A 14,089-nucleotide genomic window follows, 5' to 3' on the forward strand; every position below is an offset into this window, starting at 1 on the left:
AAAGTGAGGCATTATACAACAAATTTTCTTTTTGTAATATAATGCAATATTTGGTAGATTTTTAGTATCATTTTTCATGAAAAATTATTTGGCATTAAAAGCTAGTGCAGGAAGTGGAAAAACCTTTGCATTAACTGTAAGATACATTTCGTTGTTATTAAAAGGGGCTAGTCCCACTGAAGTTTTGGCTTTAACTTTTACTAATAAAGCTGCAAAAGAGATGAGTGAAAGAATCTTTAAGACTTTGAAGAGTTTGGGTGAAGATAAGATTTATCTTGAGCAGATTTCAAATGTATCAGAACTATCAGTTGAGCAAATACTCAATAAAAAAGATTATCTTATAAATTTATATTTAAATTCCGAACTCTCTATTTATACAATTGATAAATTTGTAAATAAAATCTTAAGAGAGTTTAGTGGATATATAGGCGTTGATGATGATTTCTCAATTAAGCAAGATAATATAGAAAATCTTGAATATAAATTCTTACAATCACTAAATTTAGAAAATTTTGATAAATTGATTAACTTCTCATATTATGAAGCTAAAAAGTTTAACTCTATATTTGATATTTTTTTAAATTTAAATGAAAAGAATGAAGATTTTAAAATAGTTCCAATAGAAGAAAATTTAATAAATTTACAAAAAAACTTAGCTTTAGAAATCGCATATAAATTAAAAAAACATATTCAAAACTGTCCAAGTGCTTCAAACGCGGCTTTAAAATCTGTTGATTTTGATAACTTTGAAGAGTTGTTGCTTAAAGGAAAAACTTGGCTTACAAAAGAGGTATCTACAGATTCACGGGATTTTAAAAAGTGTTCTAATGAAGAGTTTGAACAAAACTTTCAAGAATTAAAAATGCAAATAAGTAATTACTATAAATTAAGATCTTCTTATTCCCTTAGCTCTTTATATGAGTTATACAAATTGTTTAAGGATTTTAAAAAGAGTTATAATAAAAATAAAAACTATTTCACTTTTAATGATATTTCAAATTATGTATATGAACTACTCTCAAGTAAAATTGATAAGGACTTTTTATACTTTAGACTAGATAGTAAATATAACCATATTTTAATAGATGAGTTCCAAGACACTTCACTTTTACAATACAAAATTTTAGAACCACTTATAGAAGAAGCACTTTCAGGTAATAGTGAAAAGTTCAAGTCATTTTTTTATGTGGGTGATATTAAACAATCAATTTATAGATTTAGAGGTGGAAAAAGGGAACTTTTTGATTTCGTAAGTAAAAAACACAATCAAATAGAAACAGAGATTTTAAATACAAATTTTAGAAGTGCTAAAAATATAGTTGAGTTTGTAAATAGGGCCTTTATAAATTTAAATAATTATGAATACTATGAACAATTAAGTAATATTGAAAATGGCTATGTGGAAGTAATAAGCGATGATAAACTAAAAGAAGAGGAAAAATATCAAACAATAGCAAGTACAATTGCTAAACTTATTAGAAAAAATATTGATCCAAATTCAATTGCTATTTTAACATATACAAATGATGATGTTCTGGAACTTTATTCATACTTAAGTAAGATGTTTCCAACCCTTAAAATCTCTACAGAGATGACTTCAAAACTTATTAATCAAGAGAATGTAAAAGCTTGTATAAATGCTATAAAATATCTTTATTATAAAGAAAATATTTATAAAGAGAATTTAAATGCAATAATTGGAAATGCTCCAAATACAAAATTAGATTTTGATTTCGACTTAGAAGAAAATAGGGTATTTGAACTTGTTTTAAAAGTGGCAAAATATTTTAATATCTTAGATGACAATGTAATAAAATTTGTTGAAGAATCAAAAAACTTCACTGATATTGTTGATTTTGTTTATGAAGTTGATTTAATGGAAACCCCAATTGAAAATAAAGAACAAATTGGTTTACAAATTTTGACTATCTTTAAATCAAAAGGGTTGGAATTTGATACTGTAATTTTACTTGATAGAATTAAAAATAAAAATGCCGATAGAAGTTCATTATTGTTTGAATATAGTGGAGTTTATTTGGATAATGTATATTATAAAATCTCAAATCTAGAAAACTTTGATGAAAACTATAAACGTGCATTAAATAAAGAAAAAGCACTGCAAGCAGAAGATGAGATAAATATTTTATATGTGGCTCTAACAAGGGCAAAAAGTAATTTGTTTATTTTCAAAAAAGAGGAAAAATCTGTTTTTGATTTGCTCGGATTAGAGTCTTGTAAGATAGGTGAGTTAGTTATAAATCAATTTACAAAAGATTCTAATGAAAAAATAGAAAAAGTAGAGTATAAACCTTTGAGTTTAGGAAGACAAACAAATAAATCTGTAAAAAATTATGAAGAAGATTTTGAATTAAAAGCAAGATATTTTGGAATAACAACGCATTATTGTTTAGAGATGATGAATGACTTTACAATTGAACAATTAGAATACTCTTTAAATCTCACTAAAAGTAGATATTCTGTCTATTTAAAGGATAAAGAGTTTGATGATATAAAACAAAGGATATCTTTATTAATTCAAAATGAAGAGTTTAATAGCTTTTTAGATGATGCAAATTTTTTAAGGGAGCAATCTTTAATTTATAATGGTGAAATCAAAATAATAGATTTACTTATAGAGAAAGAAAATAAATATTATATTTTTGATTATAAGACAACAGTTCAAGAAAATAAAGAACACGAAAAACAAATATCATTTTATAAAAAAGCAATTAAAGAGATAATCAACAGTGATGAGGTGTATGCTTATTTAGTGTATTTAGGAAATGAAAAAGCTTATTTAAAATCTATTTAAATAAAGTATCTAATTGAGGCGAAACCAAAAACTTTGCAATCTTGTACTTGTTTTATTTGTGAATCATCAATAATACCACCAAGTGCTATTATTTTTATATTATAATTTTTTTGCATATCTTTTAATACTTTAACTCCCTTTGCTTGACCTTTATTTGGGGTATAAAAAATAGGAGAGTAAGTTATTGCATCTGCTCTTTCTTGTATTGCTTTTTTTATATCTTCTTCATTGTGGCAAGAGATTATTGTGTATAGATTTTTTTCTTTTGCAATTTTTATTTTATCAAATTGTTGTGAAGTGAGGTGAATGCCACAATTTAGATTTATTGCTAATTCTAAATTTCCATTTAGAATAATTTGTTTTACATTAAATCTTTTGCAAGTGTTTATAAATATATTTGCAAGCTCTTCATAATTTGATGATTCCTTATCTCTAAAACATGCCATATCAACTCTTTTATTGGTTAATACATCTTCTAGTTTTTCTTCAAATATATTTTTATCATTTGTATAATATTGGGGGTCAGTAATAAGATAATAGTTAAAAATTTGATTCATCTTTAGCCTAATTATTGGATATAAAAAAAGGGGAAGACTTTTTGTCTTCCCCTTTTTTAGGAGTCATTTATTAATGATTCTCAGACCATAGTGCTTTCAGATCATTAAAAGTGACCTTAGTCACTTATTAATGGTCTTCATGCTCCATCATGATAGAACCTGCGATATATACGTAAGTTAAAATCATGAAAATAAACGCTTGTAAAAATGCAAACGCTGTTAATAGGAAAAATCCTGGAAGTGGTAATAACCAAGGCACTAACATTAAAAGTACCATTAAGAACATATCATCCCCTCTAATTGAACCAAAAAGTCTGAATGATAATGAAATAATTCTTGACAAATGAGAAATAATTTCAATAGGGAACATTAAAGGTGCTAGTATTGGCATAGGTCCCATAAAGTGTGCAAAGTAACCTACAAAACCATTTTTCTTAATACCTAAGTAGTTGTAATAAACAAATACTATTAATGCTAACGATAAAGTAAAGTTGATATTACTAGTAGTAGATTCAAAACCTGGAATTACACCCATTAAGTTTCCAACAACAACAACTAGACCTAATGAACCAATTAATGGTAAATATTTTCTAGCATTCTCTTCACCCATAGTATCTGCACCCATAGATACAACACCACCAATATATGCTTCCATTACATTTTGTGCACCAGTTGGGACAAGTTGCATCTTTCTTGTTGCTGCTCTAGCAACTAAAAATATAATCGCAATTACTAAAACATAATGCGACAGGATAATCCATTCTTGACTATGACCACCGATAGCGCCTAAGAATGTAAATAATCTTCCTTCCATTTTCTTCCTTCTATGTGATTTCTTCTATTTTATTATGGTGCCTATTATATACTGAAATTTCTAAATTTTTTATAAATAGTATAAAAAATAATCAGATTTGTTTAAATCTGTAACCATTTTGTTTCAAATTTTCTCTTATTACTTTTTGATGTTCTTCACCTTTTGTTTCTAATGAAACAGTAAGATAAGCTTCCCCAAACTCCAGTTTTATAGAGCTTCTATCGTAATCTATTTGAACAATATTTGCATCACTTGATTGAAAAATTGATGTTAGATGCATCAAAGAACCTGGTTTATCAATAAGTGTTACCATAAGATTCATTTTTCTATAAGATTTTACTAAACCTTTTTCAATAATCTGAGATAACATAGTTACATCAATATTACCTCCACTAATAATTGCACAAACTTTTAAATTTTCTACTTCTATTTTCTCATGCATAAGTGCTGCAACTGAAACAGCACCTGCTCCTTCAACTACAAGTTTATGTTTTTCAAGTAAAAATAAAATTGCATTTGCAATTTCATGCTCTTCTACATCTATTATTTCATCAACATATTCTAAAGCATAGTCAAGTAGCTTTGGTGTTACAACTTTTACGGCAATTCCATCTGCTATAGTTTTTACAGATGTTGAATCAATAGGTAGTCTTGCTTCAAAAGAGTCTTTCATCCCCCTAGCACCACTTGCAACAACTCCTACAATTTTAATATTAGGATTTATTGATTTTGCAGCAACAGCAGCACCTGCAATCAATCCTCCTCCACCAATTGGGATTACTAAAACATCTAAGTCTTCAATTTGTTCTACTATTTCTATTCCAATAGTTCCTTGTCCTGCAATTACTTTATCATTAGCAAAAGCATGAATAAATGTTTTACTCTTCTCTTCGCAAAATTTAATTGCAGCTGCATATGCTTCATCATAGTTTTGTCCAGTTAGAACAACATTTGCTCCATATTGTTTAACACCACTTACTTTTGTAAGGGGTGTAGCTTCAGGCATAAATATAGTTGCATCACATCCAAAATAGTTTCCTGCATAAGCAATACCTTGTGCATGATTTCCAGCACTTGCTGCTACTATTCCTATATTTCTAGTCTCTTCATCTAGTGATGCAACTTTATTAAAAGCACCTCTTATTTTGAAACTTCCTGTTAATTGTAGATTCTCTTTTTTTAAGAAAACATTACTATTAAGTTTCTCACTTAAAAATGGCGCATATGTAAGGGGCGTTTTTAATATGATTCCTTCTAGTTTTGTTTTTGCTTCTTGTATATCTTTTAATGTAATCATTTTATATCTTTTCATATTTTTTGTTTGAAATGTTATCTAAAAATAGTTTTTACTATTATTATTTGAGTAAAAACTATTTTTAAATAAGGGGTAAATTACCCCTTATTTATTCTCCTTATTTATAATTTCTACTGCTTTTACCATATTTTTTAGGCTAGGAATTACTTCTTCCCATTTTCTAGTTTTTAAACCACAATCTGGATTAATCCAAAGTTGTTCTTTGGGTAAAACTTCCAAAAGTGCTTTGATTTGTTTAACAATTTCTTCCACACTTGGAATTCTTGGGCTATGGATATCATAAACACCAGGTCCAACTTCTTGTTTATAACCATGTTTTTTAAATATTTTTAAAAGTTCATTTCCACTTCTAGCTGTCTCTATTGAAATAACATCTGCATCCATGTTTTCTATTGTTTCAATAATATCATTGAACTCACTATAACACATGTGAGTATGAATTTGAGTCTCTTTTTTTGCACTACTTACACAAATTCTGAAATCTCTAACTGACCAATCTTCATAAATTTTAATTTTCTCTTTTCTTAGTGGATATCCTTCTTTAAATGCAGCTTCATCTACTTGAATTATTTTGATACCTGCATTTTGTAAGTTATTTACTTCATCACTTAGTGCAATTGCTATTTGTTTTGATACTTCATCTCTTGGTTTATCATCTCTTACAAATGACCAGTTAAGTATAGTAACAGGACCTGTTAGCATTCCTTTCATGATTTTTTTAGTTTTACTTTGAGCATAAGTAATCCAATCAACTGTCATAGCTTTTGGTCTAGATATATCTCCATATATAAAAGGAGGTTTTACACATCTACTTCCATAACTTTGTACCCAGCCATTTAAAGTAAAGCCATAACCTTTTAGTTGTTCACCAAAATATTCAACCATGTCATTTCGCTCAGGTTCTCCATGAACTAAAACATCTAAATTACACTCCTCTTGAAAAGCTACACATTCATCAATATAATCTTTCATAGATTTTGTATAATCTTCTTTTGTGATTTTATTTGTTTTAAAATCACTTCTTGATTTTCTTATTTCACTTGTTTGTGGAAAAGAACCAATAGTTGTTGTAACAAGAGCATCATACTTTAAAGCCTCTTTTTGTATCTTAATTCTCTCTTCATACTTTCCTTCTCTATTAAATGTTTTAAAGTTTTCAACTCTAGTTTGTACTTCTTTATCATGTATTAAAGGTGAAATTTTTCTGCTTTTGTTAGCATCTTTATTTTTATTTAACGCATCAAGTTCTTTATCGTCTAAATTCCCAATTCCTTTATAAAAAACTTTTGAAAGAAGTACAACTTCATCAAGTTTTTCGCAAGCGAAACTCAACCAATTTTTAATTTCTTCATCAAGTTTATTTTCATATTTTAGTGTAAAAGGAGTATGTAGAAGTGAACAAGATGATGAGATTATGATTTTATCTTTATCAATTACTTCTGATATCTTAGTTAATAAATCAAAAGATCTTTTAATATCGTTTTTCCAAATATTCCTTCCATCAACTACTCCTGCAATTAAGTTTTTCCCTGAATTTGCAATGATTTCTAATGAGTCTATATTTTCACTTCCATATAAAAAGTCAAGTCCTAATCCCCATATTGGAGTATTAACTAAAATCTTTGTTGCTTCATTTGAGTGTTCAAAATATGTAGTAACTATTAGTTTTATATTGTTTGTTGTAAGGCATAGTGCATCATATGTTGGTTTTATAAGACTTAAAATTTTTGCCTCATTATCTTTTACAAAGATTGGTTCATCTATTTGGATTGTCACAACTTCATCAAGTTTTGATAACTCATAAAATAGCTCTATATAAATTGGTAATATTTTGTGTAACAACTCAAAAGTATCACCCCTATCAACTCTTTTTGATAAAGCTAAAAATGTAATAGGACCAATAAGGTTTATTTTTGTTTTTATTCCTAGTTTTTTTGCTTCTTTGTATTCATTAATTATTTTTGAAGCATTTAGTTTATACTCATCTTCTAAACTAAGTTCTGGAACTATATAGTGATAATTTGTATTAAACCATTTTGTCATCTCCATAGCAACTGAAGATTTATTTCCCCTAGCCATTGCAAAATATAGCTCTTCACCTCTTAAGTCTTTAAATCTTTTTGGAATAGCATTTAACATAATTGCTGTGTCTAAAACATTGTCATAAAGACTAAAGTCATTTGAACTTATATATGAAATACCAGCTTCTTTTTGATAATTCCAATGTCTTTTTTTAAGTTCACTTGCAACTTTTTGCACTTCATTAAATGAGCAGTTTTTTGCCCAATAACTCTCTAATACTTTTTTTAACTCTCTTTGTTCTCCAATTCTTGGAAAACCTACGATATATGTGCTTTCTAGCATTTTATTATCCTTAATATATTTTATGTTTATGATTTTTTGTTTGTTGATTAAAGAGTAATAAGTGGGGGATGAACGCCAGTACGTCTAAAGGCAAAATGCGTTGAATAGTATGGACATCTTGGAATAAATTTAAAGTTTGAGATTGCTAGTTTTGTTTTTAATCTAAAGACACAATCACAATAACAAGGTTTTGAATATGCAGCATAAGTTGCAGTGTTTAAAATGAGTTCTTCTAAAGGAGGGGATTCTTCTTCATCTTCATCGCAAAGACTTGAGTAGATAAAAGCAGTTTTTTTAGAGCGTACTTCATTGTCATTAAGTTTTTTTGCAGTCGAATATGCAGTGATTGCTGATAATGAAAAGTAGTTTTTTCTAAAACCTTTTAAATGTCTCAATTGTTTTTCCCTTTTTAAAAATAGAATATATGTTATTAAAGCTTAATTACAAATAAAAATTATTATGCTAGACTTTCAAAAAAGAAAAGGGGTAACATACTTTTTTAAGTATGAAAATAATAATTTGAAATTTACATTTGTAACACTGTTTCCAAATCTTATTGAGCCTTATTTTTATGATTCAATATTAAAAAGAGCAGTAGAAGATAACTTTATATCATATGAATTTTATAATCCAAGGGATTATACAGAAAATAAACATAAAAAGACAGATAAACAAATGGTTGGCGGAGGAGCAGGGATGTTAATGACCCCCCAACCACTATTTGATTGTTTAGATGAAATAAAAATCAAAAATCCTGATGCTTACATTATTTTTCCATTAGCTGCTGCAAAACCTTTTAATCAAAAAGATGCAAAAAGATTAGCAAAGAAAAAAAACATAGTTATTGTAAGTGGAAGATATGAAGGAATTGATGAAAGAGTTATAGAAAAGTATGCAAATGAAGTATTTAGTATAGGTGAATATATACTAACTGGTGGAGAATTACCTTCATTAGTTATGGCAGATGCAATTTCTAGAAATGTTGAAGGTGTACTTGGAAATGCTGACTCATTAGTAATGGAAAGTTATGAAAATAATCTTTTAGAGGCTCCATCTTTTACAAAACCTGAAAATTTCCAAAAATTAAGTATAGTTAAAGAATTTTTAAAGGGAAATCATAGTAAAATTGCCGACTTGAAAAATAATCTGGCTATTTGCAAAACAAAATATTATAGACCAGGTTTAATCACGAATAAAAAAATAAAATAGAAGTGTGATACCCCGCAACTTGCAAATGCGGGCACTTTCACCAAAGGGAAATACAATGAAAAATAGATACATTGCGAGCTTTGAAGCAGCGCAAATTGCAGAAAAAGAGATTCCTCAATTTAGAGCGGGTGATACTGTTAGACTTGGTATTGAAATTAAAGAGGGTGAGAAAAAAAGAGTTCAGTCTTTCGAAGGTATTGTTATTGCAAGAAGTGCTGAAGGTGTAAGCGCTACTCTTACAGTAAGAAAAATTGGAGCTAACTCAGTTGGTGTTGAAAGAATTTTCCCATTATATTCAGAGTCAATTAAAACTTTTGAAGTAATAAGAAGAGGTAGAGTAAGAAGAGCTAAACTTCATTACTTAAGAGGATTAACTGGTAAAAAAGCTAGAATTAAAGAGCTTAAAAAGTAATCTTTTATTAGTCGAAGTTTTTACTTCGACTTTTTCTTCTTATGCTTGACTTTAAAGTCTTAATTCATACAGCACTTCAACCAGAAGCACAATATTTAATCAACTACTATAAACTCAAACAAGACATTTCTGTTCAAAATTTCAAACTATTTTTTAATGATAATATTATTTTAATAGTTTCAGGTATGGGTAAAAAAAATACTATAGATTCTTTAAAATATGTATTTGAAAACTATAATATTAAAAAAGCTATAAATGTTGGAATTGTAGGGTGTTGTGATGAAAGTGTAAAAATAGGGACACTATTTTGTACAAATAGAATACTACTAAATATAAATTTTGCACCAATTACTACAGTTGAGGAACCTCTTAATAGTGATGAAAACTTAGAAACACTCTTAGTAGATATGGAAAGTTCACATTTTAAAGAAATTTGTTTAAAATATATAAAAGATGTATATATTTTTAAGGTGGTTTCTGATTATTTAGATGTAACAATTCCTAAAAAATCATTTGTTATTGAGCTTATTCAAAAAAGCTTTAAATCGTGGGAAAAATATATATGAGTATAGAAAAATTTAATGAGCACATTACAAAAACTAATTATGAAAATCTAAAAGAGAAAAATAAAGAGTTTATCAAAGAGATATATTTAAAATATCTTTTTTCATATCAAGAGTTAAAACAACTAATCGATTTTGCAATTGATTTTAATATGTGGAATGAAAAAGAGCTTTATGAAGTTTTTGAAGAAAAGTATCCTTCAAGAAAAAATGCCTTTAATCATATAAGAAAGATTTGGGAAGAGTTAAAGTCATCTTCAAACTCATATAAAAGTTTTGATGAAAAAGCTTACGAAAAACCTAGAAGATTCTCTTTTAATGAGATAAAAAAAGAGAGTGTTGGTCTTGGTTCTTGTCCTGTTGCAAGTGAAAGTACTAGATGTTGTAATTTACTAACTTTAGATGCGGTTCAGTCTTGTGGTTTTGATTGCTCTTATTGTTCTATTCAATCCTTTTACAATCAAGATAAAATAGGCTTTGATGTAAATTTCAAAGATAATTTAAAAAAACTAAAACTTGATCCAAATTATACTTATCATATAGGAACAGGACAGAGTTCTGATTCTCTTATGTGGGGAAATAAAGATGGTCTTTTAGATGCACTATTTGATTTTGCAAGAAAAAACCAAAATGTTATTTTAGAGTTTAAAACAAAATCAAACAACATAAAATACTTTTTGGAAAATGATGTTCCAGCAAATATTATTTGTACTTGGTCCTTAAATACACCTACAATCATAAAAAATGAAGAACATCTAACAGCAACATTAGAGCAAAGAGTTGATGCTGCAAAAGCTTTAGCAAGTAAAGGTGTAATTGTAGGCTTTCACTTTCATCCAATTGTTCATTATGAAAACTATTTAGATGAGTATAAAGAGGTTTTTGATAAATTAATAGCTGAATTTAATCCAGATGATGTAGCTTTAGTATCCTTTGGAACACTTACCTTTATAAAACCAGTTATAAATAAAATAAAAAGTAGAGATTTTAAATCAAAAATCTTACAAATGCCCTTTGAAGAGATAAATAAAAAACAATCATATCCCTATGAAATAAAAAAAGAGATGTTTAAATTTGCCTATGACTCTTTTAAAGCATGGCACAATAAGGTATACTTCTATTTATGCATGGAAGACCACAAACTTTGGAAAGATTGTTTTGGTTATGAATATTTTTCTAACAATCAAATGGAAGATATGATGAAAATGTCGTATTTAAGCAAAATAAATAAAAGAAGATAAATGAATATACTTGAAATAGATAAATTAAGCTTTTCGTATGATAAACAAGTTATTCTTGAGGATATAAGTTTAACAATAAAAGAGAATGATTTTTTAGCAATTATTGGACCTAATGGTGGAGGAAAATCTACCTTATTAAAAGCAATTTTGGGAATAAACAAAGTTAAAAAAGGGAAAATTAAATTCCTAGGTTCTAAGGTTGAAAAAAATATTTCTACAATAGGGTATGTTCCTCAAAATACAAATGTAAATGTAAATTTTCCAATAAAAGTAATTGAAGTAGTAATGATGGGCCATGTTGGACATAAGCGACCATTACTTGGCTATAAAAAAGAAGAGATTGCTTGTGCTATGGGTGCTTTAGAACAAGTTGGTATGCAAGATTTTGCCAATGTAAAAATTGGAACACTTTCAGGAGGGCAAAGGCAAAGGGTAATGATAGCCCGTGCACTTTGTGCTCATCCTAAAATTTTACTTTTAGATGAACCAACAGCTAGTATTGATGTTGATGGACAAAAACAGATTTATGATTTATTAAAACTTTTAAATAAATCAATTACAATTGTTGTAGTTAGCCATGACATTTCGGTTATTTTGGGGTATGCTTCAAAAGTAGCTCATATAAATAAAAAATTGACTTTTCATGATATCTCAAATAGAAAAAGTGATATTCCAAATGCTGATAATCATTTTTGTGAAGTTGAAATGCTTCAATTACTTGGAACTAATGTTGGTACTAAAAAGAGTTGCAGATGTTAGAAGCATTAAATTATTCATTTATTCAAAATGCAATTATTGCAGGATTGTTAGTTAGTATTGCTGCTGGAATTATTGGCTCATTGATTGTTGTAAATAGAATGGTATTTTTAGCAGGTGGGATGGCACACACTTCTTATGGTGGAATTGGTATTGCTATTTATTTTGGACTTCCTATTTTTTTAGGAGCTACTGTATTTTCAATTGGGGCTGCACTTTTAATGTCATATTTGACTCTTTATCAAAGGGAAAGAATAGATACATTTATTGGTCTTATTTGGGCTTGTGGTATGGCTATTGGAATTATATTAGTTGATTTAACACCTGGGTATAATGTGGATTTGATGAGTTATTTGTTTGGATCAATATTAGCAGTTGGAAAAGATGATTTAGTTTTTATGGGAACATTAGTTGCTTTTATAATTACTATTGTAAGTTTTTTTTATAGGGACATTTTGGCTGTCTCATATGATAGTGAATATGCCTCATTACGAGGAATAAATGTAAAAGTATTCTATACACTTATTTTAGTTTTATCAGCATTAACTGTTGTAATTGCAATTAAAGTTGTGGGATTGATTTTGGTAATTGCTCTTTTGACAATTCCCATATATATTGCTGAAAAACTATCAAATTCTCTGTATGGAATGATGATAATATCAGCTCTTTTATCTTCACTTTTTACGCTAGTTGGACTCTATTTATCTTATACATATAATTTAACTTCAGGGGCAACTATAATAATTGTAAGCGCAATGTCACTATTTATGTTTATAATATATAAAAAAATTAGAGTTGGTGCTTAATGTTACATGAAATAGTTGACTTCATCGTTCAAACAGTTGGGAGTTTAGGCTATATAGGAATATTTATTATGATGTTCCTAGAAAGCTCTTTTTTCCCTTTTCCTAGTGAAGTAGTTATGGTACCAGCTGGATATTTAGCCTTTAAAGGCGAGATGAGTATGAGTATTGCAATTATTTGTGGAGTATTGGGAAGTTTATCTGGAGCTTTGTTTAACTATTATTTAGCCGTAAAATTTGGAAGAAAGTTTTTAATTAAATATGGAAAGTATTTTTTCATAAATGAAGAGACTATAAATAAAATGGAAAAGTTTTTTAAAGATCATGGGAATATTTCAACCTTTTCAGGAAGATTGATTCCAGCTGTTCGTCAATATATTTCATTTCCAGCAGGTTTAGCAAAAATGAATATATTTTTATTCTCTTTGTATACTAGTTTAGGTGCTGCTATTTGGGTTATAATATTAGTTTTAGTAGGGTACTTTATAGGAGATAATCAACTTTTAATCAAAGAGTATTTAAGAGTTATTATTATTGCTATTTTAATAGTATTAAGTATAGTTGCATACCTTTATTATAAAAATTTTAAAAGAAAAAGTTTAAAAGTATGAAAGCAATAGTTACAGGATATAACTCAGGAATTGGAAAAGCTATTTCTGATATTTTAGAAAGTAATGCTTATGAAGTTATAAAACTAAAAAGTAGATTAAATGATTTTGATTCTTTAGAAAAAGAGATAAAATCTTTACTTAAAGAGAACGATATCAATATTTTGGTAAATTGTGCAGGTATTGGTATTTTTAAACCCCATGAAGAGATATCTTTAGCTAAAATAAAAGAGTTAATTGATGTAAATTTAACAGCACCAATAATTTTATCAAATTTACTCCTTAGAAGTTTGAAAAAGACAAAGGGACATATTATAAATGTAGCTTCAATTGAAGCTACAAGACATTCAAAGTTTTCAGCACTTTATACTGCTACAAAATCAGGACTTAGGAATTTTGGTTTAGCACTATTTGAAGAGCTTAGACGAAGTGATGTAAAAGTTACAACAATAAATCCAGACCTTACAAAAACAAATTTTTTCGACGATTTTAATTTTGAACCAGGAGATAGTAAAAATTCATATCTAATAGCAGACGATATTGCAAAAAGTGTATTAGAAATCATAAATTATAATGGTGTTATTACTGATATAACAATTAGGCCTCAAAAACTAGAGATAAAAAAGAAGATTTAA

At 27.8% G+C, this 14,089-nt stretch carries 14 protein-coding genes; 9 read left to right on the forward strand and 5 right to left on the reverse strand.

Going from position 1 to position 14,089, the window contains the following annotated elements; genetic code table 11:
* The first annotated feature begins 76 nt into the window (after positions 1–76).
* The gene (locus CRU95_RS07260) at positions 77–2,812 is read left to right on the forward strand and encodes a RecB-like helicase (protein ID WP_129100482.1); all 2,736 of its coding nucleotides are present in this window, start codon (positions 77–79) and stop codon (positions 2,810–2,812) included.
* Here the strand turns inward: CRU95_RS07260 and CRU95_RS07265 are convergent.
* The 5 genes from CRU95_RS07265 to CRU95_RS07285 all read right to left on the reverse strand — a co-directional run bounded on the left by CRU95_RS07265 (position 2,809) and on the right by CRU95_RS07285 (position 8,257).
* The gene (locus tag CRU95_RS07265; protein ID WP_129100483.1) at positions 2,809–3,369 is read right to left on the reverse strand and encodes a thiamine phosphate synthase; all 561 of its coding nucleotides are present in this window, start codon (positions 3,367–3,369) and stop codon (positions 2,809–2,811) included. The genes CRU95_RS07260 and CRU95_RS07265 overlap by 4 nt on opposite strands.
* Before the next feature lie 127 nt (positions 3,370–3,496).
* Positions 3,497–4,183 carry a F0F1 ATP synthase subunit A gene (locus CRU95_RS07270; protein WP_129100484.1) on the reverse strand — a complete coding sequence of 229 codons (687 nt, stop codon included), beginning with the start codon at positions 4,181–4,183 and terminating at the stop codon, positions 3,497–3,499.
* A 91-nt stretch (positions 4,184–4,274) separates the two neighbouring features.
* A complete protein-coding gene (gene ilvA / locus CRU95_RS07275; RefSeq protein ID WP_129100485.1) occupies positions 4,275–5,480 on the reverse strand; it encodes a threonine ammonia-lyase in 1,206 nt (401 codons plus the stop codon).
* Between the two features lie 102 nt (positions 5,481–5,582).
* Complete coding sequence (metE, locus tag CRU95_RS07280) at positions 5,583–7,862, reverse strand: 5-methyltetrahydropteroyltriglutamate--homocysteine S-methyltransferase (RefSeq protein ID WP_129100486.1); 2,280 nt, start codon at positions 7,860–7,862, stop codon at positions 5,583–5,585.
* Positions 7,863–7,909: 47 nt separating this feature from the next.
* Positions 7,910–8,257 (reverse strand): hypothetical protein, encoded by a 348-nt coding sequence (locus CRU95_RS07285; RefSeq protein WP_129100487.1) that lies wholly within the window; start codon positions 8,255–8,257, stop codon positions 7,910–7,912.
* 124 nt (positions 8,258–8,381) lie between these two features.
* Here CRU95_RS07285 and trmD point away from each other — a divergent pair, with 124 nt between their 5' ends.
* The 8 genes from trmD to CRU95_RS07325 are packed head-to-tail and all read left to right on the forward strand — an operon-like array spanning position 8,382 to position 14,089.
* Positions 8,382–9,071 carry a tRNA (guanosine(37)-N1)-methyltransferase TrmD gene (gene trmD / locus CRU95_RS07290; RefSeq protein ID WP_129100488.1) on the forward strand — a complete coding sequence of 230 codons (690 nt, stop codon included), beginning with the start codon at positions 8,382–8,384 and terminating at the stop codon, positions 9,069–9,071.
* Positions 9,072–9,126: 55 nt separating this feature from the next.
* Positions 9,127–9,483 carry a 50S ribosomal protein L19 gene (gene rplS / locus CRU95_RS07295; RefSeq protein WP_013134329.1) on the forward strand — a complete coding sequence of 119 codons (357 nt, stop codon included), beginning with the start codon at positions 9,127–9,129 and terminating at the stop codon, positions 9,481–9,483.
* Positions 9,484–9,524: 41 nt separating this feature from the next.
* The gene (locus CRU95_RS07300; protein WP_129100489.1) at positions 9,525–10,049 is read left to right on the forward strand and encodes a nucleoside phosphorylase; all 525 of its coding nucleotides are present in this window, start codon (positions 9,525–9,527) and stop codon (positions 10,047–10,049) included.
* Complete coding sequence (locus CRU95_RS07305) at positions 10,046–11,287, forward strand: spore photoproduct lyase family protein (protein WP_129100490.1); 1,242 nt, start codon at positions 10,046–10,048, stop codon at positions 11,285–11,287. Before CRU95_RS07300 ends, CRU95_RS07305 begins: the two co-directional genes overlap by 4 nt.
* Positions 11,288–12,046, forward strand: coding sequence for a metal ABC transporter ATP-binding protein (locus CRU95_RS07310; protein ID WP_129100491.1), 759 nt, complete (start codon positions 11,288–11,290; stop codon positions 12,044–12,046).
* Positions 12,040–12,849 (forward strand): metal ABC transporter permease, encoded by an 810-nt coding sequence (locus CRU95_RS07315; protein WP_129100492.1) that lies wholly within the window; start codon positions 12,040–12,042, stop codon positions 12,847–12,849. Before CRU95_RS07310 ends, CRU95_RS07315 begins: the two co-directional genes overlap by 7 nt.
* A complete protein-coding gene (locus CRU95_RS07320) occupies positions 12,849–13,457 on the forward strand; it encodes a DedA family protein (protein WP_129100493.1) in 609 nt (202 codons plus the stop codon). Before CRU95_RS07315 ends, CRU95_RS07320 begins: the two co-directional genes overlap by 1 nt.
* On the forward strand, positions 13,454–14,089 hold the full coding sequence (locus CRU95_RS07325) for an SDR family oxidoreductase (protein WP_129100494.1): 636 nt from the start codon (positions 13,454–13,456) through the stop codon (positions 14,087–14,089). Before CRU95_RS07320 ends, CRU95_RS07325 begins: the two co-directional genes overlap by 4 nt.

The organism is Arcobacter sp. F2176 (assembly GCF_004116465.1).
Classification (GTDB): domain Bacteria; phylum Campylobacterota; class Campylobacteria; order Campylobacterales; family Arcobacteraceae; genus Arcobacter; species Arcobacter siniprincipis.

Bases quoted from the DNA above. Each gene is read 5' to 3' on its own strand.
- CRU95_RS07305 (WP_129100490.1), top strand. From the start codon at position 10,046: ATGAGTATAGAAAAATTTAATGAGCACATTACAAAAACTAATTATGAA.
- CRU95_RS07320 (WP_129100493.1), top strand. From the start codon at position 12,849: ATGTTACATGAAATAGTTGACTTCATCGTTCAAACAGTTGGGAGTTTA.
- CRU95_RS07265 (WP_129100483.1), bottom strand. From the start codon at position 3,369: ATGAATCAAATTTTTAACTATTATCTTATTACTGACCCCCAATATTAT.
- metE (WP_129100486.1), bottom strand. From the start codon at position 7,862: ATGCTAGAAAGCACATATATCGTAGGTTTTCCAAGAATTGGAGAACAA.
- CRU95_RS07300 (WP_129100489.1), top strand. From the start codon at position 9,525: ATGCTTGACTTTAAAGTCTTAATTCATACAGCACTTCAACCAGAAGCA.
- CRU95_RS07315 (WP_129100492.1), top strand. From the start codon at position 12,040: ATGTTAGAAGCATTAAATTATTCATTTATTCAAAATGCAATTATTGCA.
- CRU95_RS07310 (WP_129100491.1), top strand. From the start codon at position 11,288: ATGAATATACTTGAAATAGATAAATTAAGCTTTTCGTATGATAAACAA.
- ilvA (WP_129100485.1), bottom strand. From the start codon at position 5,480: ATGATTACATTAAAAGATATACAAGAAGCAAAAACAAAACTAGAAGGA.
- CRU95_RS07325 (WP_129100494.1), top strand. From the start codon at position 13,454: ATGAAAGCAATAGTTACAGGATATAACTCAGGAATTGGAAAAGCTATT.
- CRU95_RS07260 (WP_129100482.1), top strand. From the start codon at position 77: ATGAAAAATTATTTGGCATTAAAAGCTAGTGCAGGAAGTGGAAAAACC.
- CRU95_RS07270 (WP_129100484.1), bottom strand. From the start codon at position 4,183: ATGGAAGGAAGATTATTTACATTCTTAGGCGCTATCGGTGGTCATAGT.
- rplS (WP_013134329.1), top strand. From the start codon at position 9,127: ATGAAAAATAGATACATTGCGAGCTTTGAAGCAGCGCAAATTGCAGAA.